At 71.5% G+C, this 22,576-nt stretch carries 20 protein-coding genes; 11 read left to right on the top strand and 9 right to left on the bottom strand.

The window, feature by feature from the left end:
• Positions 1-133: 133 nt before the first annotated feature.
• From ACZ5Y0_RS12975 to galU, 5 genes are all read right to left on the bottom strand, one after another.
• Positions 134-802: a GNAT family N-acetyltransferase gene (locus ACZ5Y0_RS12975; protein WP_469128881.1), complete on the bottom strand. Its 669-nt coding sequence runs from the start codon at positions 800-802 to the stop codon at positions 134-136.
• The gene (locus tag ACZ5Y0_RS12970) at positions 799-1,314 is read right to left on the bottom strand and encodes a MogA/MoaB family molybdenum cofactor biosynthesis protein (RefSeq protein WP_469128697.1); all 516 of its coding nucleotides are present in this window, start codon (positions 1,312-1,314) and stop codon (positions 799-801) included. Before ACZ5Y0_RS12970 ends, ACZ5Y0_RS12975 begins: the two co-directional genes overlap by 4 nt.
• Complete coding sequence (gene moaC / locus ACZ5Y0_RS12965) at positions 1,311-1,790, bottom strand: cyclic pyranopterin monophosphate synthase MoaC (RefSeq protein ID WP_469128696.1); 480 nt, start codon at positions 1,788-1,790, stop codon at positions 1,311-1,313. The genes ACZ5Y0_RS12970 and moaC overlap by 4 nt, the downstream gene beginning before the upstream one ends.
• 105 nt (positions 1,791-1,895) lie before the next feature.
• Positions 1,896-3,218, bottom strand: coding sequence for a molybdotransferase-like divisome protein Glp (gene glp / locus ACZ5Y0_RS12960; RefSeq protein WP_469128695.1), 1,323 nt, complete (start codon positions 3,216-3,218; stop codon positions 1,896-1,898).
• Complete coding sequence (galU, locus tag ACZ5Y0_RS12955) at positions 3,215-4,126, bottom strand: UTP--glucose-1-phosphate uridylyltransferase GalU (RefSeq protein ID WP_469128694.1); 912 nt, start codon at positions 4,124-4,126, stop codon at positions 3,215-3,217. Before galU ends, glp begins: the two co-directional genes overlap by 4 nt.
• Positions 4,127-4,219: 93 nt before the next feature.
• On the opposite strand from galU, the gene ACZ5Y0_RS12950 reads away from it, so the two are divergent.
• Positions 4,220-4,837 carry a 5-formyltetrahydrofolate cyclo-ligase gene (locus ACZ5Y0_RS12950; protein WP_469128693.1) on the top strand — a complete coding sequence of 206 codons (618 nt, stop codon included), beginning with the start codon at positions 4,220-4,222 and terminating at the stop codon, positions 4,835-4,837.
• 112 nt (positions 4,838-4,949) lie between these two features.
• Here ACZ5Y0_RS12950 and ACZ5Y0_RS12945 read toward each other — a convergent pair whose 3' ends face one another.
• Positions 4,950-7,850: a penicillin acylase family protein gene (locus ACZ5Y0_RS12945; RefSeq protein WP_469128692.1), complete on the bottom strand. Its 2,901-nt coding sequence runs from the start codon at positions 7,848-7,850 to the stop codon at positions 4,950-4,952.
• Between the two features lie 223 nt (positions 7,851-8,073).
• On the opposite strand from ACZ5Y0_RS12945, the gene ACZ5Y0_RS12940 reads away from it, so the two are divergent.
• From ACZ5Y0_RS12940 to mscL, 6 genes are all read left to right on the top strand, one after another.
• Positions 8,074-9,624: a potassium/proton antiporter gene (locus ACZ5Y0_RS12940; RefSeq protein ID WP_469128691.1), complete on the top strand. Its 1,551-nt coding sequence runs from the start codon at positions 8,074-8,076 to the stop codon at positions 9,622-9,624.
• A gap of 276 nt (positions 9,625-9,900) precedes the next feature.
• Positions 9,901-11,193 carry an MFS transporter gene (locus tag ACZ5Y0_RS12935; protein ID WP_469128690.1) on the top strand — a complete coding sequence of 431 codons (1,293 nt, stop codon included), beginning with the start codon at positions 9,901-9,903 and terminating at the stop codon, positions 11,191-11,193.
• Positions 11,194-11,260: 67 nt separating this feature from the next.
• Positions 11,261-11,584 (top strand): FmdB family zinc ribbon protein, encoded by a 324-nt coding sequence (locus tag ACZ5Y0_RS12930; RefSeq protein WP_469128689.1) that lies wholly within the window; start codon positions 11,261-11,263, stop codon positions 11,582-11,584.
• A 133-nt stretch (positions 11,585-11,717) separates the two neighbouring features.
• Positions 11,718-12,551, top strand: a complete 834-nt coding sequence (locus ACZ5Y0_RS12925) for an S-methyl-5'-thioadenosine phosphorylase (protein WP_469128688.1) — start codon at positions 11,718-11,720, stop codon at positions 12,549-12,551.
• 296 nt (positions 12,552-12,847) lie between these two features.
• A complete protein-coding gene (locus ACZ5Y0_RS12920; RefSeq protein ID WP_469128687.1) occupies positions 12,848-13,423 on the top strand; it encodes an RcpC/CpaB family pilus assembly protein in 576 nt (191 codons plus the stop codon).
• A gap of 138 nt (positions 13,424-13,561) precedes the next feature.
• On the top strand, positions 13,562-14,026 hold the full coding sequence (mscL, locus tag ACZ5Y0_RS12915; RefSeq protein ID WP_469128686.1) for a large conductance mechanosensitive channel protein MscL: 465 nt from the start codon (positions 13,562-13,564) through the stop codon (positions 14,024-14,026).
• A 49-nt stretch (positions 14,027-14,075) separates the two neighbouring features.
• Here mscL and ACZ5Y0_RS12910 read toward each other — a convergent pair whose 3' ends face one another.
• Positions 14,076-14,258, bottom strand: a complete 183-nt coding sequence (locus tag ACZ5Y0_RS12910; RefSeq protein WP_469128685.1) for a hypothetical protein — start codon at positions 14,256-14,258, stop codon at positions 14,076-14,078.
• Between the two features lie 178 nt (positions 14,259-14,436).
• Here ACZ5Y0_RS12910 and ACZ5Y0_RS12905 point away from each other — a divergent pair, with 178 nt between their 5' ends.
• The 4 genes from ACZ5Y0_RS12905 (at position 14,437) to ACZ5Y0_RS12890 (ending at position 19,413) form a co-directional block, all read left to right on the top strand.
• A complete protein-coding gene (locus ACZ5Y0_RS12905) occupies positions 14,437-15,714 on the top strand; it encodes a low temperature requirement protein A (protein ID WP_469128684.1) in 1,278 nt (425 codons plus the stop codon).
• A gap of 316 nt (positions 15,715-16,030) precedes the next feature.
• The gene (locus ACZ5Y0_RS12900; RefSeq protein WP_469128683.1) at positions 16,031-17,089 is read left to right on the top strand and encodes a P1 family peptidase; all 1,059 of its coding nucleotides are present in this window, start codon (positions 16,031-16,033) and stop codon (positions 17,087-17,089) included.
• 158 nt (positions 17,090-17,247) lie between these two features.
• A complete protein-coding gene (locus ACZ5Y0_RS12895) occupies positions 17,248-18,468 on the top strand; it encodes a L,D-transpeptidase (protein WP_469128682.1) in 1,221 nt (406 codons plus the stop codon).
• Between the two features lie 198 nt (positions 18,469-18,666).
• On the top strand, positions 18,667-19,413 hold the full coding sequence (locus ACZ5Y0_RS12890) for a DUF6227 family protein (RefSeq protein WP_469128681.1): 747 nt from the start codon (positions 18,667-18,669) through the stop codon (positions 19,411-19,413).
• 42 nt (positions 19,414-19,455) lie between these two features.
• Here the strand turns inward: ACZ5Y0_RS12890 and ACZ5Y0_RS12885 are convergent, their stop codons facing one another.
• The gene (locus tag ACZ5Y0_RS12885) at positions 19,456-19,914 is read right to left on the bottom strand and encodes a hypothetical protein (protein ID WP_469128680.1); all 459 of its coding nucleotides are present in this window, start codon (positions 19,912-19,914) and stop codon (positions 19,456-19,458) included.
• Between the two features lie 107 nt (positions 19,915-20,021).
• The gene (locus ACZ5Y0_RS12880; RefSeq protein WP_469128679.1) at positions 20,022-22,097 is read right to left on the bottom strand and encodes a PTS fructose transporter subunit IIABC; all 2,076 of its coding nucleotides are present in this window, start codon (positions 22,095-22,097) and stop codon (positions 20,022-20,024) included.
• Between the last annotated feature and the right edge of the window lie 479 nt (positions 22,098-22,576).

Here is a 22,576-nt window from a genome sequence, read left to right as displayed (position 1 = left end):
CCAATTGAGCCGGTGTGTCGCACGATCTGGCTGATATTTCGAGCTTTTTTTGTGACCCGTCCGATCAGCAGGCCGCCTGGGCGGTGAATTCCCCTCCCGAGGCGGTCATCGCGCGACATTTTCGAACACTTATTCAATTTCCGGGGCTGGTGGGATTCCGTCGGGTGTTCTGCGGATCACGGGCAGCGCTCCGGGGGCGGTTGCGCCGCCAGCGGCTCAGCAGGCCTTCCGGCACCTCCTCGGCCGTGAGGGCGAACACGAGATGGTCGCGCCAGGCCCCGTCGATGTGGAGATAACGCGGCCGCAGCCCCTCCTCACGGAATCCGAGTTTCTCCACGACCCGGCGGCTGGGCGTGTTCTCGGGCCGAATGCAGACCTCGATACGGTGCAGCCCGACGGAGCGGAAACAGTGGTCCACGACCATCGCCACGGCTGTCGGCATCACCCCGCGGCCCGCCACGGACTCGTCCACCCAGTAGCCGACGTGCCCCGAGCACATGGACCCCCACGTGATCCCGGCGACCGTCAACTGCCCGACCAGCCGCCCCTGGTACTCGATGACGAACGGCAGCATCCGGCCCGCGTTCGCCTCGGACCGCAGGTGGCGGACCATCTGCCGGTAGGTCGGCCGGTGCGTGATCGGTCCGGTGGGCGCGGGCGGCGGGATGGTCGCCTCCCAGGGGCGCAGCCAGTCCCGGTTGCGGCGGTTGACCTCGCGCCAGGCCCGCTGGTCGCGCAGCTTTATCGGCCGCAGGACGATGTCGCCCTCCGTCAGTTCGACGGGCCAGGACGGGCTGTTCAGCTCGCACCCCCAGGCTTGGCGCCGGGTCTGGTGTGGTCACCGCCGCGGAGCTGGTCCACGGCGTGCGCCAGCAGGGGTTCCAGGACGGCGAGCCCGTCCCTGACCCCGCCGGTGGAACCCGGCAGGTTGATGATCAGTGTGCGGTGCGCCACGCCGGCCAGGCCTCGCGACAGCGCCGCGGCCGGCACCTTGTCGCGGCCGTACGCCCTGATGGCCTCCGCGATGCCGGGCACCTCGTGGTCGATCACCGCGCGGGTCGCCTCGGGCGTGCGGTCGGTCGGCGAGATGCCGGTGCCGCCGGTGGTGACGACCACGTCGTACCCGGCCGTCACGGCGGCGCGCAGGGCGGCCTCCACCGGGTCCCCGTCGGGCACCACCTGAGGCCCGTCGACGGCGAACCCGAGGCGCGTGAGGCCCTCGGCGATCAGCGGACCGCCCCGGTCCTCGTAGACACCGGCCGAAGCGCGGTTGGAGGCGGTCACGACCAGCGCGCGGTACGGCGCGGCGCTCACGGCCGGCTCCAGTCGCCCGACTTGCCGCCCGTCTTCTCCTCGATCCGAACGTCCGTGATGACCGCTCCCTTGTCGACCGCCTTCACCATGTCGATCACGGTGAGCGCGGCGACGGAGACCGCGGTGAGGGCCTCCATCTCGACGCCCGTGCGGTCCGTCGTCCTGACCGTGGCGGTGATCTCCACGGCGTCGTCCGCGACCGACAGGTCCAGTTTCACACCGGAGAGGGCCAGAGGGTGACACAGCGGGATGAGATCGGGCGTGCGCTTGGCGCCCATGATGCCCGCGATCCGGGCGGTGGCCAGCGCGTCCCCCTTGGGGACCCCTTCGCCGCGCAGCAGCTCGACCACACGGGGCGAGACGAGAACGCGCCCGCCGGCCCGCGCCGTCCGCGCCGTCACGTCCTTGCCGGATACGTCGACCATGCGGGCGGCACCCGCCTCGTCGATGTGCGTCAGTCGGTCCTGCGTACTCATGGTGGTGGCGCTCCCGGTCCGGGCCTGTTGTGCGCGACACGGTACCCCCATGCGGGGGCCCGCAGCGGCCCCGGACCGGGCTGCGGACGGCACACGCGTGTGCGCTCAGCCGAGCAGGACGACCTCGACCTCGGTCCCCGGCTCGACGGACTCCACGTCCTCGGGCACGACGATCAGCGAGTCGGCGTGCGCGAGAGCCGCGACCAGGTGCGAGCCGGCGCCGCCGACCGGGCGCACGGCGCCCTCGGCGCAGGTCGCGCGCAGGAACTGCCTGCGCCCCTTGGGCGAGGTCAGCGCCTTGTCCGCGACGAGTCTCGCGCGCGTGGTGGGCCGGTGGACGTCCCGGAGCCCCATCAAGGTGCGGATGGCGGGCCGCACGAACAGCTCGAAGGAGACGTACGACGACACCGGATTGCCGGGCAGGGCGAGCAGCGGGGTGTGGTCGGGGCCGATGGAGCCGAAGCCCTGGGGCTTGCCGGGCTGCATGGCGAGTCTGCGGAAGTCGATACCGCTGCCCGCCTCGTCCTCGTCCCCGACGTGTGACAGCGCCTCCTTGACGACGTCGTACGCCCCGACGCTCACGCCGCCGGTGGTGACCACGAGGTCGGCCCGCACCAGCTGGTCCTCGATCGTGGACCGGAGGGTCTCGGCGTCGTCGGCGACCGCGCCCACCCGGTAGGCGATGGCTCCGGCGTCGCGGGCCGCGGCGGTGAGGGCGAAGCTGTTGGAGTCGTAGATCTGGCCGCTGCCCAGTTCCTCGCCGGGCTGGACGAGTTCGCTGCCCGTGGACAGGACGACGACGCGCGGGCGCGGGTGTACGCGTGCGGTGCCGCGTCCGATGGCGGCGAGCAGGGCGATCTGCGGCGGACCGAGGACGGTGCCGGCCTCCAGGGCGCGGTCGCCGGCCTTCACGTCGCTGCCCTCGGCGCGGACGTGCGCGCGTGCCTGCGCCGGGCGGTGGACACGGACCTGCCCCGAGGCCCGTTCGGGGGCGAGGCTGCGGGCGGGCATCCCGTCGACGGGGCCCTCACCGAGGCCCCCGTCGGTCCACTCCACCGGGACGACGGCCTCGGCGCCGGGCGGCAGCGGGGCCCCGGTCATGATCCGGGCGGCCTGTCCCGGCCCCACGTGCAGGAGGTCGCCCTGGCCCGCGGCGACGTCCCCGACCACCTCCAGGACGGCCGGGTACTCCTCGCTCGCGCCCGCGACGTCCGCGACCCGTACCGCGTACCCGTCCATCGAGCTGTTGTCGAAGGGCGGCAGGGAGACCGGCACCATGACGTCCTCGACGAGGACGCAGCCCTGAGCGTCGGGCAGTTGCAGCTCGATGGGTTCCAGGGGGCGGACGGCGGCGAGGATGTCCTCCAGGTGCTCGTCCACCGACCACAGGCGGTCCTGTCCGGTGCTGCGGGGCGCGGCGGTGCTCAAGGCTGTTGCATCTCCTCGGTGACGTAACTGCGAAGCCAGGACCGGAAGTCCGGTCCCAGGTCTTCACGTTCGCACGCGAGTCTGACAATGGCACGCAGGTAGTCGCCGCGGTCGCCTGTGTCATAGCGGCGGCCCTTGAAGACGACGCCGTGCACCGGGCCGCCGGCCTTCTCGTCCTGCGCGAGCTGCTGGAGGGCGTCGGTGAGCTGGATCTCGCCGCCTCGTCCGGGCTCGGTCCGGCGCAGCACCTCGAAGACACCGGGGTCCAGGACGTAGCGCCCGATGATCGCGTAGTTCGACGGGGCGTCCGCCACGTCCGGCTTCTCCACCAGGCCGGTCACCTTGACGACGCCGCCGTCCGTCGTGTCCTCCACGGCCGCGCAGCCGTAGAGGTGGATCTGCTCGGGGGCGACCTCCATGAGGGCGACGACGCTGCCGCCGTGCCGCTCGCGCACCTCGATCATCTGCTGGAGCAGCGGGTCGCGGGGGTCGATGAGGTCGTCGCCCAGGAGGACGGCGAAGGGCTCCTGCCCGACGTGCGGGGCCGCGCACAGCACCGCGTGCCCGAGGCCCTTGGGGTCGCCCTGGCGCACGTAGTGCATGGTCGCCAGGTCGCTGGACTGCTGGACCTTGGCGAGGCGGGCGGCGTCGCCCTTCTTCTGAAGTGCCGACTCCAGTTCGTAGTTGCGGTCGAAGTGGTCCTCGAGCGGGCGCTTGTTGCGCCCGGTGACCATGAGGACGTCGTCGAGGCCGGCGGAGACGGCCTCCTCGACCACGTACTGGATCGCGGGCTTGTCCACGACCGGCAGCATCTCCTTGGGAGTGGCCTTGGTCGCCGGAAGGAACCGGGTGCCGAGGCCGGCTGCGGGGATGACAGCCTTGCTGATCCTGGGGTGCGACTGAGTCATGTCGGGAACCTTATCCGGTGGCTTTGCGAGGGATCTGTAGCTCCGGTTAATTCATGATCATATGAGCGTATGGGAATCGCGCGGGAGCCACACATGAGCCAGACCGAAGGCGGAGCAGAGTCTCACAAACGCAGGTTGCGGCGGGAACTCGTCTCGGTGAGGAACAGGTTGACGTCGGACGACCTGCGGGAAGCCGCCGCCTCGCTCGCCGAGCGCGCCCTGGAGGTCCCGGAGTTGGCCCGAGCGCGCACCGTCGCGGCGTACGTCTCCGTGGGCCGCGAACCGGGAACCCTCGCGCTGCTGGACGCGCTGCTCGCGCGGGGCGTGCGCGTCCTGCTCCCCGCGCTGCTGCCCGACAACGATCTCGACTGGGGCGCGTACACCGGCGAGGAATCCCTCGCGCGGGTCCAGCACGGCGGGAAGACGGCCCTCTTCGAGCCGGCGGGCGGGCGACTGGGGCCCGACGCGGTGACGGAGGCCGACGTGGTGCTGCTGCCGGGCCTCGCCGTCGACGGGCGCGGCATGCGTCTCGGCCGCGGCGGCGGATCGTACGACCGCGTGCTGGCGCGGCTGGACCGCGCGGGCGCGGATCCCGCACTGGTGGTGCTGCTGTACGACAGCGAGGTCGTCGGGCATGTCCCGGAGGAGCCGCACGACCGGCCGGTGCACGCCGTGGTGACGCCGTCGGGCGTGCGGCGCTTCACCGGCTGACGGCAAGGGCCGACGGCACGCCGAGGGGCCCTCCGCACGCGCGTGGAGGGCCCCTGTCGGCTGTTCGGCGTTTCAGCCGTCGGTGCCTACAGCCGTTCGGCGTTTCAGCCGTTCACGGCTTCAGCAGGAGGGTGTCGCTCGTGCTGTCGTCGACCGCCTTCTTGTCGAACGACCAGTCGAGCAGCTCACCCTCGGCCCACTTGTCCGTCTGATCGGTGTAGTGGGCGCTGAAGGCGTGCCCGGAGGCACCGGTGAGGTTGATCCACTTCGACTTGTCGAGGTCGTCGAGGTTGACCACCATCCGCATCGACGGCACCCAGACGACGTCGTAACCGCCCGCGGCGTTCCAGCCGGTCGCGTCGACCGCCGCCTCACCGCCGCCGAGCTTCCACGGCCCGCGGTTGAGGACGGTCTGGAGGAGACCGGGGCCGCTGGTGCCCAGGGTCTGGTTCTTCAGGAACAGGCGGTGCAGCCGGCCCCAGCTCCAGGTGTCGATGTCCTTGCCGAGCTTGGCGGTCAGCTCCCACCGAGCGTCGATCATGGCGCGCTCGAACAGCTTGTCGCGGTTCTTGTCGGCGCCGGGGCGGGTGCCCGTCTCGGGCGTCGTCCACCAGTCGCTGTCCGGCTTCTCCATGAGGTTGCTCACCACCTCGAACCAGCGGTCGCCGCCGTCCGGCTGCGCCTGGTCGCCGTCCCGCTGACCGCACTCGCGGACCTTGTCCTTGTCGTCGACCGGACCGGTGGTGTCGACCGGGTCGACCCACAGGCACTGACCCTCGACGCGCAGTTCCTTGGGCAGCTTGTGGCCGAAGGCCAGCTTGAGGATGTTGCGCCAGACCGCGTTGAAGTAGGCGGCCGCGGCCGAGTCGGCGTCCTGGGTGAAACTCCAGCCCTGGAGCAGTTCCTGCGCCTCACGGACGTCCGGGTCGTCCAGGTTGATCCTCAGCAGCGCGGGGACCAGCTTCTTGGCGATCTGGCTGCTGTTGTCCAGCTGCAACTGGCGCATGTCGTCGGTGGAGACCTTGCCGCCGCCCTCGGTCTTCTTCTTGATCAGGTCGGTGATCCGCTGGCTGCGGGTGCCGTAGCCCCAGTCCGTGGTGAGCGTGTACGGGTAATCGTCCGGGTCGACCACGGCCTGGTTGGCGGTGACGATGTAGCCGCGCTCCGGGTCGTACTCGTAGGGCAGCTGGTCGAAATCGAGGTAACCGGTCCACTCGTTCTTCGACTCCCAGCCCATGGTCGGGACCGAGCCGTCGTGGCCCTTCGCGCGCTTGGGGATCCTTCCGGGCAGCTGGTAGCCGATGTGGTTCTCGGTGTCGGCGTAGACCAGGTTCTGCGAGGGGACGTCGAACTTCTCGGCCGCCTTGCGGAACTCGTCCCAGTCGGACGCCTTGTTCATGGCGAACACGGCCTCCATGGAGGTGCCCGGCTCCAGCGCGGTCCACTTCAGGGCGACCGCGTAGCCGTTCCCGCGGTCGGGGGCGTCGTCGTCGACGGTCGCCTTCTTGCCGACCTTGACCAGTTCGTCGTCGCGGTCGGACAGCAGGGGCATCTTGTCGGCGGTCTGCCGGACGACGATCTTCTTCGCGGTGCCGCCGGCGACCTTGATGGTCTCTTCGCGCGTGAGGAAGGGCCTGACCTTGCCGTCGTAGAGGTAGCCGTCACCGGAGAGCTTCTCCAGGTACAGGTCGGTGACGTCGACGCCGGAGTTGGTCATGCCCCAGGAGATGTCCTCGTTGTGGCCGATGACCACGCCGGGCATCCCCGCGAAGGTGTAGCCGGAGACGTCGTACTGGCACTTGGCGGAGACTTTGCGGCAGTGCAGGCCCATCTGGTACCAGACGGACGGCAGCGAGGCCGACAGGTGCGGGTCGTTGGCCAGCAGCGGCTTGTTAGTGATGGTGTGCTCGCCGCCGACGACCCACGAGTTGGAGCCGATGCCGTTGCCGTTCACGCCGACCGCCGTGGGCAGGTCGTCCAGGACGTCGTAGAGGCCCGCGAGCTGGCTCTCCAGGACCGATCCCGAGGTGCCGGACGAGGTGCCCGAACCACCGGTCGCGCCGTCCGAGGAGGAGCCGTCCGAGGAGGAGCCGTCCGAGGAACCGTCCGAGGAGGAGCCGTCCGAGGAGGAGCCGTCCGAGGAACCGTCCGAGGAGGAGCCGTCCGAGGAGGAGCCGTCCGAGGAACCGTCCGAGTCACCGGACCCGCTGGAGCCGCCGGAGCCGCCCTGCTCGAAGGTCTCGGTCAGCTCGTCGTACTGGCCCTCCCGGACGATCGGCTTGTTGCGGTCGTACGGGTACTGCGGGTACAGGTCGGCGATCTGCTGCGGGCCGAGGCGGCTGGTCAGCAGGGCGCGGTCGATCTCGTCCTGCATGTTGCCGCGCAGGTCCCAGGCCATGGCCTTCAGCCAGGACACCGAGTCGACGGGCGTCCACTCCGCGGGCTTGTAGTCGTTGGTGAATCCCAGGGCCGCGTACTCCAGCGAGATCTCCTCGCCGTCCTTGCCCTTGAGGTAGGCGTTGACGCCCTTGGCGTACGCGTCGAGGTACTTCTTCGTGGAGGGCGACAGCTTTCGGTCGTACTCCTGCTCGGCGATCCGGTCCCAGCCGAGGGTGCGCAGGAACTCGTCGTTGTCGATCTGGCTCTTGCCGAACATCTCCGACAGACGCCCGGAGGTCATGTGACGGCGCACGTCCATCTCGTAGAACCGGTCCTGCGCCTGGACGAACCCCTGCGCCATGAACAGATCCTCGTCGGAGGACGCGTAGATCTGCGGGATGCCGTAGCCGTCCCGCTGCACGTCCACCGGCCCGGTGAGGCCGTCGAGAGTGATCGAACCCTTGGTCTGCGGGAAGGAGGCGCGGACGGTACTGATCGACCAGTAGCCGCCGTACGCGATGCCTCCGATGAGGGCCAGCACCAGGACGAGCACGAGAAGTCGGGCTTTGCGCCCCTTCTTCCTGCCGGACTTGGCGGGCTTGTCGCCCGTTGTGGCGGTGGTGTTGGGGGGCATCGCTGTCCTTGCTGTCCTAACGCGAGCGGCAGGTCGGGCTATGACTATGAATGAGCGCTGGAGCAACCATAGGCGCAGGGGTCCGGGCCACTTGACGCGGAGTCGGCAACCAGCACGTAGGGATGTTCGATCTTCCAACGGCGAGCGTCAAGAAATCGTCAAGAGTTAGGTAAGGTAACGAAGTAATCGGGTCCGGGGCGTCACAGCTTCGTGTCCGATGTCCATGTGCGCTCCGCGCGCGAGAAGCGCGGGCCGGCGAAGGGAACCGCCGCTGACTGTCCACCACCTCAACCAGCTCCTGTTCGTCTGCTCGCTCGTCCTGCTCGTCGCCGTCGCAGCGGTCCGGATCTCCTCGCGCAGCGGGCTCCCCAGCCTGCTCGTGTACCTGGGCATCGGCGTCCTCATGGGTCAGGACGGCATCGGCAACATCCACTTCGACAACGCCGAGATGACCCAGGTCATCGGGTACGCGGCCCTGGTCGTGATCCTCGCCGAGGGCGGCCTCGGCACGAAGTGGAAGGAGATCAGGCCGGCCCTGCCCGCCTCCTCGGTGCTGGCGCTGGCCGGGGTCGCGGTGAGCGTCGGCGTCACCGCCGCGGCCGCCCATCACCTCGTCGGACTGGAGTGGCGGCAGGCGCTGATCATCGGCGCGGTGGTGTCCTCCACGGACGCGGCGGCGGTCTTCTCCGTCCTGCGCAGGATCCCGCTCCCCTCCCGCGTGACGGGCACCCTGGAGGCCGAGTCCGGCTTCAACGACGCCCCGGTCGTCATCCTGGTGGTTGCCTTCTCCACCGTCGGCCCCGTCGAACACTGGTACGTGCTGCTGGGTGAGATAGCGCTGGAACTGGTCATCGGCGCCGCCGTCGGCCTCACGGTCGGCTGGCTGGGCTCGTGGGGGCTGCGGCACGTGGCCCTGCCCGCCTCCGGCCTCTACCCGATCGCCGTCATGGCGATCGCGGTCACGGCGTACGCGGCGGGCGCGCTGGCCCACGGCAGCGGCTTCCTCGGCGTGTACCTCGCGTCCATGGTGATGGGCAACGCGAAACTTCCGCACTGGCCCGCCACCCGTGGCTTCGCCGACGGACTCGGCTGGATCGCCCAGATCGGCATGTTCGTCCTGCTGGGCCTGCTGGTGACCCCGCACGAACTGGGCGACGACGTGGTTCCGGCGCTCATCATCGGCCTGGTGCTGACCATGGTGGCGCGCCCGCTGAGCGTCGTGCTCTGCCTGACGCCGTTCCGCGTGCCCTGGCAGGAGCAGACGCTCATGTCCTGGGCGGGCCTGCGCGGCGCGGTCCCCATCATCCTGGCGACCATCCCCATGGTGAGCGGCATCGAGGGCAGTCGCCGGATCTTCAACATCGTCTTCGTCCTGGTCGTCGTCTACACCCTGATCCAGGGGCCGACGCTTCCCTGGCTGGCCCGCAAGCTACGGCTCGGCAAGGACCCCGAGGCCGACGACCTGGGCATCGAGTCGGCGCCGCTGGAGCGGCTGCGCGGGCATCTGCTGTCGGTGGCGATCCCCGAGGGCTCCAAGATGCACGGCGTCGAGGTCAACGAGCTGCGGCTGCCCGCCGGGGCCGCCGTCACCCTCGTCGTGCGCGAGGGCACCTCCTTCGTGCCGCTGCCCACGACGGTGCTGCGGCGCGGCGACGAGCTGCTCGTCGTCGCCACCGACCCGGTCCGGGACGCGGCCGAGCGACGGCTGCGCGCCGTGGGCCACGGCGGCAAGCTGGCCGACTGGCTGGGGACGGACGACGCGGACCCGCGTTGAGCGCCGGTTTTGTGGTGTTCACGCCTCCCCCGTTCGGAGGCCGACCCGCCGATGGTGCTCATTTTCACAGGTGCGACGGGCCGTGATCCCTGTACGATAAAGGCACACCTTGATCGAACCAACTCTGCCTGACGCAGAGCTGGCGCGACCGTATGGCGGCCGGAACACCTTCCGTGTGGGCACCGGCATCTACCGCAGTGCGCGCAAGAGGACAGCTCTCGGCGCCGCCCGGACACACCTGGGGTAGCGCTACCAGGCGGCAGAAAGGCACGGGCCGTGGCATCCACGGTCACCTCCGAGCCGTCGAAGGATTCGCCGGCCTCGTCCCGCCCGGGATACGGGCAGCTGCTGCGCACCCGCGGCGCCTGGACGTTCCTGTTGCCCGGCTTCGCCGCGCGCCAGCCGTTCGCCATGCTCACCATCTCCATCGTGCTGCTCGTGCAGCACACCACCGGTTCCTACGGCGTGGCCGGCGCGGCCGCGGCCGTCACCGGTGTCTCGATGGCGCTGTGCGCGCCCTACACCGGCCGTCTCGCCGACCGCTACGGCCAGCGCGCCGTACTGGTCCCCGGCGTCCTGGTGCACACCCTGTCGGGTCTGACGCTGACGGCGCTCGCGCTGGCCCACGCCCCCCTGTGGGCGCTGTTCGTGGCGGCCGTGCCCACCGGCGCCTCGGTCCCGCAGGTCGGCCCGATGGTGCGGGCCCGCTGGGGCGTGAAGCTGAAGGGCTCGCCCCTGATGGGCACCGCGGCCGCGTTCGAGTCCGTCACGGACGAACTGACCTTCGTGGTCGGCCCGCTCCTGGCGACCGCCCTGTGCACCGCCGTCAACCCGGCCGCCGGGCTGGTGGCGGAGGCCTCCCTGACCCTGGTCGGCGGTCTGCTGTTCGCCGCGCAGAAGGGCACCCAGCCCGCCGTCGCCGTCGACGGGCACGCGCGCGTGGACCACGCCTCCGCACTGGGCGTCCCCGGTGTGCGCGTGCTGGTCGTGGCCTTCCTCGGCATCGGTTCGGTCTTCGGCGGCATGCAGGTCTCGCTGGCCGCGTTCACCGAATCGATCGGCGAGCCGGGCCTGAACGGCGTCCTGTACGGCACCTTCGCCGCCGGCAACATGCTCTCCGGCCTGGTCTGCGGCGCCGTCGCCTGGAAGGCGGCCCCGCAGCACCGCCTCGTCGTCGGGTACGCGGCGCTGGCCCTGACGGCCTCCGGCCTGTGGGCGGCGCACTCCGTACTGCTGCTGGCGGGGCTCGGCCTCCTGGTCGGCATGTGCATCGCGCCCGCGCTCATCAGCGGCTACACGCTGGTCGAAGGCCTCGTCCCGGCGGGCGCGCGCACCGAGGCGTTCACCTGGCTCACCGGCGCGGTGGCGCTCGGCCAGGCGGCGGCCGTCACCGCCGCCGGCCAGCTGGAGGACCGCCTCTGGGGCGGCGCCGGTTTCCTGGTGCCGCTGGGCGGTACGGTCCTGGCCCTGGGGACCCTGCTGGCGCTGCGTTCGCGGCTGGTGGCCAGGCCCCGGGGACGTACCGTCGCACGTGGCGTCGGTCACCGCTCGCCGGTCCCAGTGGACTGATCCCCGGGAATGCGTCAGTATGGACCGTCGTTAGCACTCATTGAGTGAGAGTGCCAGGAGGAAGACAGTGCCGACCTACCAGTACCAGTGCACCGAGTGCGGCGAGGGCCTCGAGGCGGTGCAGAAGTTCACCGACGACGCCCTGACCGAGTGCCCCAACTGCGGTGGCCGCCTCAAGAAGGTGTTCTCCGCCGTAGGCATCGTCTTCAAGGGTTCCGGCTTCTACCGGAACGACAGCCGCGGCTCCTCGTCGAGCAGCTCGTCGGCGTCGTCACCGTCGAAGTCGTCGGCGTCCTCGACGTCCTCGACGTCTTCGACCACGTCTTCTTCGTCCTCGTCGGACTCGAAGACGTCCAGCTCCGGCACCTCGGCGGGCACCTCCGCCGCGTAGCCATGCTTCCGGACCCCGCCGTCGTACGACGGCGGGGTTCTCGGTGTCTCCGGTGACGGTGGGCGTACCCGGGAGCCGCCGGAACCCCGGAGCCGGATCGGGGGCGCGAGAGGCGCCCGATACTGTGCTGCCCATGGCGAACGCAGAGATCGGCGTAATCGGCGGGTCGGGCTTCTACTCGTTCCTGGACGACGTGACCGAGGTCCAGGTGGACACCCCCTACGGGCCCCCCAGCGACTCCCTCTTCCTCGGTGACATCGCCGGCCGGCGGGTGGCCTTCCTGCCCCGGCACGGCCGCGGTCACCACCTGCCGCCCCACCGGATCAACTACCGGGCCAACCTCTGGGCGCTGCGCTCGGTCGGCGTGCGCCAGGCCCTCGGCCCGTGCGCGGTGGGTGGTCTGCGCCCCGATCACGGCCCTGGCACGCTGCTGGTGCCGGACCAGCTCGTCGACCGCACGAAGACGCGGCCCGGGACGTACTTCGACGGGCTGCCGCTGCCCGACGGGTCGGTGCCCAACGTGGTGCACGTGTCCCTGGCCGACCCCTACTGCCCCACCGGCCGCTCGGCCGCGCTGAACGCGGCGCGCGGGCGGGAGTGGGAGCCGGTGGACGGCGGGACGCTCGTCGTGATCGAGGGTCCCCGGTTCTCCACCCGCGCCGAATCGTCGTGGCACCAGGCGCAGGGCTGGTCGGTGGTGGGCATGACGGGCCACCCCGAGGCGGCTCTCGCCCGTGAACTCGAACTCTGCTACACGTCGTTGACGCTGGTCACGGACCTGGACGCGGGTGCCGAGGCCGGTGAGGGCGTCTCCCACGAGGAGGTGCTGCGGGTGTTCGCCACGAACGTGGACCGGCTGCGGGGCGTCCTGTTCGACGCGGTGGCCGCGCTGCCCTCGACCGAGGAGCGGGACTGTCCGTGCGTGAACGCGCTGGGCGGGCTGAATCCGGGGTTCGAGCTGCCGTAGCGGGCGGAGGTCCGCTTCTTCGGGGACGGAAGACGGAACTCACCGTTCGAGTGAGGGAGTTGTCCACAGTCCGGCGGTGATGCACCGGTCCGGGCGGGCGGCGGCGCGAGGACTCATCGTGGATGGGCAGGCCCCGTCCGTCGTCGCTGGTGGTGATCCCGTTGTCCTTCCGGTCCGCCTCTCCCTGTCTCCCGCCTTCTCCTCCTGTGCCGCCTCCTCTCCCCGTCCCTCCCTCTCTCCTGGTTCCTCCCTCCCTCCCCGTCCCTCCTCCGTGCGAGGTCCCGCAGTTCCCTCCGGTGCGTATCCGGGGCGGCCTCCATCTGCTGCACCGGCTGGCCCGGAACCGGAGGCGGGCCCTCGCGGTCGGTCTCGCCGTCACGGCCGCCGCGCTCACGGCGGCGGGCCCGCGCGACGGTGAGCCGGCTCGCGGGCATCCGGGCGGGGGCCCGCCCGCCCGCGCGCAGTCGTCGGCGCGCGCGCCTGCCGGTGGTACCGCCGCCGGCTCCCGTACCGCCGTGAGGGTTCGGGCGGCGGTGCGGATCGCCGACGCGGCCACCGTCCGGCTGCTGCGCCCCGGTGACCGGGTCGACGTCATCGCCGTGGACCCCGCCGAGCGGCCTGCGGTGCGGGACGGCGAGGCCCACGTGATCGCGCGCGGTGCGCTGGTGACCAAGGTGCCGGGACAATCGTCGGACGGATCGGTCGACGCCGGCCAGGAGGGCGCCGACCGGGCCGCCGGCTGGGCCACTGACGGGGCCCTCGACAGGAGCGGTGACGGTGGCGCGCTGGTCGTGCTGTCCGTGCCCCGGTCCACCGCGGCCCGCCTCGCGGGCGCGAGCGCCACGGCCAGGCTGGCGGTGACCCTGTGGTGAGTCTCGTCTTCTGTGGGCTGCGCGCTCTGCCGCCAGGGCTTTCGTCGGAGCTGCCGGACTGGACACGCCCGCCGAGGGGTGACGTAGGTTGCGGAGCTGTTCGTCCCACAACCCGTACATGCGAGGAGCGTCACCGAGGTGAGCGAAAAGGCGAGCGTCTGGCAGGGCTTCAAGGCCTTCCTGATGCGCGGGAACGTCGTCGATCTGGCAGTGGCGGTGGTGATCGGCGCGGCCTTCACGAACATCGTTAACTCGGTGGTGAAGGGCATCATCAACCCGCTGGTCGGGGCCATCGGGACGAAGAACCTGGACAGCTACAGCTCCTGCATCAAGGGCCCCTGCACCGGCACGGACGACACCGCGACGGGGGTCCGGATCCTCTGGGGCTCCGTCCTCGGCGCGACGCTGACGTTCGTGATCACGGCGGCCGTCGTCTACTTCCTGATGGTCCTGCCGATGTCGAAGTACCTGGCGAGGATGGAGGCCCGCAGAAAGGCCAAGGAGGGCACGCACGAGGTCATGGAGATCACCGAGCTGGAGGTGCTCAAGGAGATCCGCGACGCACTGGTCGCCCAGCGCGGCTCCGGACACGGCGAGCGGTAGCGGTTTTGTGCGGGGCCCGGCGGGCGGTGGTCGGGCGGGCCCTCCGGGTTCAGATGTGGTGGGGCGGCTTCTCGTCGAGGAAGCGCTTGAGGTCGGCCGCGCTGTCGCCGCCGGCGCCGGGCCGTTCGCCCCATCCGTGGTCCGTGTCGTCCGAGGACTGCCGGTCCAGCGGGTCGTCGAAGATCAGCGCGGCCTTCGGCTCGCGCGGCTCGGGTGCGGCGGGGGTGGTCATGCCTCCAGGGTACGGTCCCGGATGCGGAACGGAGCGGCCTTCGGCCGCCGCCCGCTCCTCGGCCCCCCAAGCCCCGCAGCCCTTTTGTGACCTGCACCTTTGCGCGCGGCTTCGGCTGTCACACGCCCGTGCGCTCCTCGGCACGTTTTTCCCGCGGATATCTGTTGTGCTGGGCTCCATGACGACCAGTCCCCCTCCGCCGTCCTCCCCACGCCCCTCTTCCTCCGCGTCCCGGTCCCCCTCTCCCACACCCGGCGCGCCCGCGCACGCCCGGCCGCTGCGCAGGCTCACGGCTCGCGGCCGGGGCGAGGCCCACCGCGTCGCCTCCCCGCTCGAGCTGTTCTTCGACCTCTGTTTCGTCGTGGCCATCGCCCAGGCGGGCGTCCAGTTGGTGCACGCCGTCGCGGAGTCCCACGCGGGCGAGGGCATCCTCGACTACGCGATGGTCTTCTTCGCCATCTGGTGGGCCTGGATGAACTTCACCTGGTTCGCCTCGGCGTACGACAACGACGACGTCCTCTACCGGGTCGTCACCCTCATCCAGATCGCAGGCGTCCTGGTCCTGGCCGCGGGGGTGTCACGGGCGTTCGAGGACCACGACTTCGTGGCCGTCGTGGTGGGCTACCTGATCATGCGGCTCGCCATGACGACGCAGTGGCTGCGCGTCGCCCTGTCGAGCGAGGGCGCGGAGAAGGCGATGGCCTTGCGGTACGCCGTCGGCGTCGCGCTCTGCCAGATCGGCTGGCTGGGCCTGCTGTTCCTGCCCGAGGGCGGCAAGCCCTGGCTGTTCCTGGTGATGGCGCTGCTGGAGATGTGCGTTCCGGTCTACGCGGAGAAGGACCACCCGACCTCCTGGCACCCGCACCACATCGCCGAGCGCTACGGGCTGTTCACGATCATCGTGCTGGGCGAGACGATCGCCGCCGCCACGATCGCGGTGAAGGTCGGTATCGACGAGAACGACGCGCTCGACGAGCTGCTCCCGATCGCCGCGGGTGGGCTGCTGATCATCTTCTCCGCGTGGTGGATCTACTTCGTGGTGCCCTTCCACGGCCGGCTGCGGTCCAGCAAGGAGGCCTTCCGGTGGGGCTACGGGCACTACCTCGTCTTCGCCTCGGCCGCCGCGATCGGCGCGGGTCTGGAGGTGGCGGTCGAGCAGGCGGTCGGCGAGGCGCACCTGACGACGTTCGCCGCGTCGGCGGCGGTGACCCTGCCGACGGGGCTGTATCTGCTGACCGTCTGGGCGCTGCACTCCCGCCACTTCAAGGTCGGTCTCGCCCAGCAGTTGGTGCTGCCGGTCGCCGCACTGCTGGTGATCTGCTGCACCTTCCTCGGAGACTGGTCGGTCCTCGCGGCGGGCCTGGTGTCGGCACTGGCGGTGGCCACCGGGACGACGCTGACGGCGCGCATGGCCGCGCGGAAGGACGCACCGCGGGGTGCCGGCGAGGCGGTGTGACGACGGACGGGTGCCGCCGCGCGAAGTCACGACGGACGGCTGACCGCGTCGGTGTGACGGTCGCCGCTCGGAACCGAGTCGGCGAGACCGGTGCCGGGGGGGAACGGCCCAGGTGAGACCGGCTCGCGTGAGACCCGGGCACGTGAGACCGGCACGCTGGGACCGGCAGACGGGGGGCGGTCATGACCGTCACGGGTGGGATCGGAGGCGCGAGAACGGCTCGCGCGAGAACGGCTCGCGTGAGACCGGCTCGCGTGAGACCGGCTCGCGTGAGACCCGGGCACGCATGAGACCGGCACGCGCGAGACTGGGGCGTATGACAGGTGACGCTCTGACAGTCGGCGCTCTGACGGATGTGGCCGGGATGCGCGTGGGGCATGCGTCTCGCACCGGCGACGGGTGGCTGACCGGCACCACGGTCGTCCTCGCCCCTGAAGGCGGGGCCGTGGCCGCCGTGGACGTACGAGGCGGCGGCCCGGGGACCAAGGAGACCGACGCCCTCGATCCGCGCAACGTGGTGCAGCGGGTGGACGCGGTCGTGCTCACCGGCGGCAGCGCCTACGGACTCGACGCCGCGTCCGGGGTGATGGCCTGGCTGGAGGAGCGCGGTCGCGGGGTGCCGGTGGGCGCGGACCCCGCGCACGTCGTGCCGGTGGTGCCCGCCGCGTGCGTCTTCGACCTCGGGCGCGGCGGCGACTTCCGGGCCCGCCCGGACGCCGCGCTCGGCCGGGCCGCGGTGGAGGCCGCCGCGGCGAGCACACCCGGTGCGCGGGTGCCGGAAGGGTGCGTGGGCGCCGGGACGGGCGCCGCGGTCGGGCCGATGAAGGGCGGGGTCGGTACCGCCGCCACCGTGCTCGACTCGGGGGTCACGGTGGCCGCGCTGGTGGTGGCCAACGCCGCGGGCTCGGTCGTGGACCCGGAAACGGGCGTGCTGTACGGGGAGTTGTTCCAGGGACGTGTGGAGTATCCGCAGGAGCGGGTGCACGAGGCCGCCCGGCGGCGCCTGGCGGAGAGCGCCGCGAAGAGCGCGCCCCCGCCGCTGAACACGACCCTCGCGGTGGTGGCGACCGACGCGGACCTCACGAAGGCGCAGGCACAGAAGCTGGCGGGCACGGCGCACGACGGCATCGCCCGCGCCGTACGGCCGGTGCACCTGCTGCACGACGGGGACACGGTGTTCGCGCTGGCGACCGGCACGCGGCCGCTGGGCACCGGCCCGCTCGGCACCGCGCGTCCGCTCGCCCTGAACGACGTCCTCGCGGCGGGCGCCGACATGGTGACGCGGGCGATCGTGCGGGCCGTGCGCGCCGCCGAGTCGGTGACGGGGGCCGGCGGGACGTGGCCGTCGTACGGGGAGCTGTACGGGAACCGGTAGGAGGGGCCGGGAAGTGGCCCCGGAAGCACGGGTCATTGTCCCGGTTCTGTCACGCGAAGGGCTCAGTGGCCGACGGCGGGAACCCCGGCGGACGTGGTGGTCCTCTTCTTCCACGTACTGGAGCGGATCACGCACATCACACGAAGCTGGAGCAGCCCGTGACAACGCCGAACAAAACAGCGCGGCGCACACTGGGGGCCTGTGCCGCCCTGGTGGTCGGCGCCCTCACCCTGACCGCCTGCGGCGGCAGCGCCAACGCCGGGAACAAGGACGGCAAGGGGGATGGAAACTCCTCCAGGACACATACCGCGAAGATCGTCATCTCGGCCGAGGACGGCTCGACGAGCGCGTCGATCAACAGCACCGGCGTGAAGGTGAGCGACGGCCGGCTGACCACCGTGAAGATGACGGTGGCCGGGACGCAGCAGGTCGTGGCGGGCTCGCTGTCGGCGGACGGCAGCAGCTGGAAGCCGAAGGAGCAGCTGGAGCGCGGGACGAAGTACGAGATAGCGGCGACGGCGAAGGACGCGAACGGCCGGACGGTGGCGGCCGACTCGGTCTTCACGACGGTGTCCTCGGCCAACAGCTTCGTCGGGACGTACACACCGGACGACGGCACGACGGTCGGTGTCGGTATGCCGGTGTCCTTCACCTTCGACAAGGCCATCGACGACAAGAAGGCCGTTCAGTCGCACATCACGGTCTCGTCCAGCAGCGGGCAGAAGGTGGTCGGGCACTGGTTCGGGTCGCAGCGGCTCGACTTCCGGCCCGAGGAGTACTGGAAGGCCGGCTCCAAGGTCACGATGAAGATCGACCTGGACGGCGTGCAGGGCGCCAACGGCGTCCATGGCGTGCAGAAGAAGACGGTCACCTTCACCATCGGACGCTCACAGGTCTCCACCGTCGACGTCGGCACCCAGACCATGTCGGTGGTGCGGGACGGGGCGACGCTGAAGACCGTCCCGATCTCCTCGGGCAGCGCCCAGCACACCACGTACAACGGCCAGATGGTGATCACGGAGAAGTTCACGCAGACGCGGATGAACAGCCGGACGGTCGGTCTGGGCGGCGAGTACGACATCCCGGACGTGCCGCACGCGATGCGTCTGACACAGTCCGGGACCTTCATCCACGGCAACTACTGGTACGACAAGGGCAACCCGCCCTTCGGCCGGAAAGGCACCAGCCACGGCTGCGTCGGCCTCGCGGACACGCGCGGAGCGCGGGGCGACACCCCCTCCAAGTGGTTCTACGACAACTCGCTCGTCGGTGACGTGGTGATCGTCAAGAACTCCCCCGACAAGACGGTCGCCCCGGACAACGGCCTCAACGGGTGGAACCTGGCCTGGAGCGAATGGATCGCGGGGAGCGCGACCTGAGCCGTCCGCGCGCCTCCCTTTCCGGCGGGAGACGCCTCTGACCGGCGGTTCCTGACGGATCATCGGGCCGCGCGGGAACTTCTCGCGCGGCCTCCGCGTTTTCCCGACGTACGTTTTCCCGGTTCCCGGACACGACGCCCGACCGAGGAGCTACGGTATGCACCCACAAGGTGACATGCAGCAACGCCGGGAGAAACCTTGAGCGTTCCGTACGAGACGGCAGCGCACGAAGCAGCCGAGTCGCCCGAGACTCCGGAGGAGCACCTCGCGCGGCTCCTCGGTCGCGCCCTGAACTCGTTCGAACTGCCCGACGAGAGCGTGGGACAACTCGACTGCGCGCTGGCGCACGACAGCTCACTGCACTCCGCACACCACAGCGCGGGCCTGCACCGCGAGACGTACCGGCACACCTGGCTGCTGCCGGACGGCTCCGCGCTCACCCTGTGGGAGCTGGTCCACAACCCCACCCCGGGCAGCGAGCCGCAACACGAGGTGTACGTCGACGAGGAGGAGCTGCGGGCCGCCACGGCCCGGCTGCCCCTCCCTGCCGACGCACCGGACTTCGAACTGCCGGTGCTGGTCCAACTGGCGCCGATCCCCGCTCCCCGGCATGTGTACGTGCCGGACGACTCGGCGGACCACGCCCGCCGGCTGCTGCGCCGGGCGGAGAACGCGGACCGGCCGGGCGCCGACACGGCCGCCCTGTTGAGGTCGGCCTTCGCGCACCAGATCACCCAGGCCTTCGGCAGGCCCTGCCGTGCGGGGCGCGTCGGCCTGGGCTTCGCGCTGTACGAGCACGCGTTCCTGCTCCGTGACGGCCGGGAGGTCTCCCTCTGGGAGGTCGAGCACACGGCCACACCCGACGGGCGGCACATGTGCGAGGTGTATCCCACCGAGGACGCGGCCCGCGAGGCGATGGAGCGGCGGGCGGCCCGGATCTCCTGAGCCGGAGTCCCCCGCCGGGCCGACCCGAACGCCCGCGCCGGTTCAGCGGTCGTCGCCGAGCCGGCGTACGAGAGCCTCGAAGGCGGCCCGCTCCGCCGCGGTCAGTTCGACGGCCTCCGAACGTGGGCCGGACTGGGGCGGAACGGCGGGCAGAGCCTGCTGGGCCGGCGAGTGCGGGAGACGGGCGGGGCCGGGACGGCGTACGTCCGTGTCCGGGCGGCGATCCGTGTTGCGGAGCTGTTGGTTCCTGTCCCGGCGGCGTACGTCCGTGGTCCGGAGACGTCCGCGCGGTTCCGGGCGTATCGCGTCGTGACCGGGGCGCGTCGCGCCCAGGACCGGGCGCCGCCTGCGCTGTGCGCCGGTCCCGAAGCCCCACGCGCCGGTACTCGGACGGCTGCGACGCAGCAGGACGGTCACCGCGACCAGCCAGGCGACTCCCGCCAGGGCGAGGGGGAGCGCCGCCGTGCCCGTCGGGCGGGGGATCGAGAGGTACTCAGGCATACCGACCAGTAGACACCGCAGACGTCACGGTCCGGGACTTTCGTCCCGGACCGTGACGTATCTCGCATGTGGCGCGGGCTGCCCGAAGGTCCCGTGCGATACGGACGTTACGCCGCCACCGGCTGCTTCCGTTCCGCCGGCGAGAGGGACGCCCCGTTCTCCGCGCCGGGAGCCGCCGCCCCGGTGACCGGCTTGCGCAGGCCCTTGAGTACGACGACCAGGGCCGTGGTGACACACACTCCGGCCGTGATGGCGACCAGGTAGAGGAACGGGTTGCCGATCAGCGGGACCACGAAGATGCCGCCGTGCGGGGCGCGCAGGGTCGCGCCGAAGGCCATCGACAGGGCACCGGTGATCGCGCCGCCCACCATCGAGGAGGGGATCACGCGCAGCGGGTCGGCCGCGGCGAACGGGATCGCGCCCTCGGAGATGAAGGAGGCGCCCAGGACCCAGGCGGCCTTGCCGTTCTCGCGTTCCGTCCGCGTGAACAGCTTGCCCCGGACGGTCGTGGCCAGGGCCATCGCCAGCGGCGGGACCATGCCGGCCGCCATGACCGCGGCCATGACCTTCATCGCGGAGTCGCTCGGGTCGGCGACCGCGATGCCCGCGGTGGCGAAGGCGTAGGCGACCTTGTTGACCGGCCCACCGAGGTCGAAGCACATCATCAGGCCGAGCAGGGCGCCGAGGAGGACGGCGTTGGTGCCGGTGAGGCCGTTGAGCCAGTCGGTCATGCCCTTCTGCGCCTCGGCGATGGGCTTGCCGATGACCACCAGCATCAGGAATCCGACGACCGCCGAGGAGATCAGCGGGATCACCACCACCGGCATGATGCCGCGCATGGCCACCGGGATGCGGACCTTCTGGATCGCCATCACCACCCCACCGGCGATCAGACCGGCCGCGAGGCCGCCGAGGAAGCCCGCGTTGACGGTCAGGGAGATCGCGCCGCCGACGAAACCGGGCACCAGGCCGGGCCGGTCGGCCATGCCGTAGGCGATGTAACCGGCCAGGACCGGGACGAGGAAGCCGAAGGCCACGCCGCCGATCTGGAAGAGCAGGGCGCCCCAGCTGTCCGCCTGGGTCCAGACGAAGTGGTCCATGACCGACGGAGCCTTGTTGATCTCGTAGCCGCCGATGGCGAAGCCGAGGGCGATCAGGAGACCGCCCGCGGCGACGAACGGGACCATGTAACTCACGCCGGACATCAGCCACTTGCGGAGCCTTGTGCCATAGCCCTCGCCGGCGTCACCGGCGCGTTCGACCGGCGTGCCGGGAGCGGACCCCGAGGTGACCTCGCCGCGCTCCGCCCTGCCGCGCACCTCGGTGATCAGCTCGGCGGGCCGGTTGATGCCCGCCTTCACGCCGACGTCCACGGTGGGCTTGCCCGCGAAACGGTCCTTGTCCCGTACGGGGACGTCGTGAGCGAAGATGACGCCGTCCGCGGCGGCGATGACGGCCGGGTCGAGGCGGGTGAAACCGGCCGAGCCCTGCGTCTCGACGACCAGCTCGACACCCGCCGCACGGCCGGCGTTCTCCAGGGACTCGGCCGCCATGTAGGTGTGGGCGATACCGGTCGGGCAGGAGGTGACGGCGACGATCCGGAACGGGGGCGCGTCGGAGCCGGGCGCGGAGGTGGTGCCGGCAGTCGGGGCGTCGGCCGCTGTGGCGTCGGCGGAGGCCGCCGCCGACGCCACAGCGGTGTCCTCGGGGGCGCCCGCACCCTCCGCGGGCGCCGTGGCCGGCTCCTCCCCGCGGATCAGCGCCGCCGCGGCGGCCGCGTCCCGCGCCGACCGCAGGGCGGAGGTGAAGTCGGCGTCCATCAACTGGCGGGCGAGTGACGACAGGATCGTCAGGTGGGCGTCGTCGGCTCCCGCGGGAGCGGCGATCAGGAAGATCAGGTCGGCCGGGCCGTCCGGCGCGCCGAAGTCGACACCGGCGGCGCTGCGCCCGAAGGCGAGCGTCGGTTCGGTGACGTGGGCGCTGCGGCAGTGCGGGATGCCGATGCCGCCGTCGAGGCCGGTGGGCATCTGGGCCTCGCGGGCGGCCACGTCGGCGAGGAAGCCCTCCAGGTCGGTCACCCGGCCCAGGGCCACCATGCGCTCGGCGAGGGACCGCGCCGCTGCTTCCTTGGTGTCGGCGGACAGGTCGAGGTCGACCAGTTCCGCGGTGATCATCTCGCTCATCGCGGGCTCCTTCGCTCGCGTATCGCCCGGGGGGTGTGCTGGGCGCAAAGGGGGACGGGGGGGACGGGGGTGCGGTGGGGGGAGGTGGGGCGAGCGGGGCCGGGGCCGGGGAAGCCCCGCCTCCGCGGGGCGGCAGGCTGGTACGGGCCCTGCCTGCCCCGGTCAGCGGGGCGGCTCAGGGCGGCACGCCGACCGTGCCGGGCGGCGAGTAACGGGGACCCTCGCCGTTTCCCGGCCACCGGTGCGAACGGGGCCGGCGACCTGAACGCCCCGTGCGGGGGGAGACGAACGCCCGCGCCAGGCGCGGAGCCAACGCCCGTACCCGGCGCGGAGCCAACGCCCGTACCCGGCGCGGAGCGAACGCCCGTACCCGGCGCGGAGCCAACGCCCGTACCCGGCGCGGAGCCAACGCCCGTACCCGGCGCGGAGCCAACGCCCGTACCCGGCGCGGAGCCAACGCCCGTACCCGGCGCGGAGCC

The organism is Streptomyces sp. NPDC033216 (assembly GCF_055577115.1).
Note: the sequence above shows the minus strand (reverse complement) of the source record. Positions and strands in the feature narration are given on the sequence as shown.

Bases quoted from the DNA above. Each gene is read 5' to 3' on its own strand.
- ACZ5Y0_RS12905 (WP_469128684.1), top strand. From the start codon at position 14,437: ATGACGACCAGTCCCCCTCCGCCGTCCTCCCCACGCCCCTCTTCCTCC.
- ACZ5Y0_RS12925 (WP_469128688.1), top strand. From the start codon at position 11,718: ATGGCGAACGCAGAGATCGGCGTAATCGGCGGGTCGGGCTTCTACTCG.
- moaC (WP_469128696.1), bottom strand. From the start codon at position 1,790: ATGAGTACGCAGGACCGACTGACGCACATCGACGAGGCGGGTGCCGCC.
- ACZ5Y0_RS12950 (WP_469128693.1), top strand. From the start codon at position 4,220: ATGAGCCAGACCGAAGGCGGAGCAGAGTCTCACAAACGCAGGTTGCGG.
- galU (WP_469128694.1), bottom strand. From the start codon at position 4,126: ATGACTCAGTCGCACCCCAGGATCAGCAAGGCTGTCATCCCCGCAGCC.
- ACZ5Y0_RS12945 (WP_469128692.1), bottom strand. From the start codon at position 7,850: ATGCCCCCCAACACCACCGCCACAACGGGCGACAAGCCCGCCAAGTCC.
- ACZ5Y0_RS12900 (WP_469128683.1), top strand. From the start codon at position 16,031: ATGACAGGTGACGCTCTGACAGTCGGCGCTCTGACGGATGTGGCCGGG.
- ACZ5Y0_RS12885 (WP_469128680.1), bottom strand. From the start codon at position 19,914: ATGCCTGAGTACCTCTCGATCCCCCGCCCGACGGGCACGGCGGCGCTC.
- ACZ5Y0_RS12910 (WP_469128685.1), bottom strand. From the start codon at position 14,258: ATGACCACCCCCGCCGCACCCGAGCCGCGCGAGCCGAAGGCCGCGCTG.
- ACZ5Y0_RS12880 (WP_469128679.1), bottom strand. From the start codon at position 22,097: ATGAGCGAGATGATCACCGCGGAACTGGTCGACCTCGACCTGTCCGCC.
- ACZ5Y0_RS12940 (WP_469128691.1), top strand. From the start codon at position 8,074: ATGTGCGCTCCGCGCGCGAGAAGCGCGGGCCGGCGAAGGGAACCGCCG.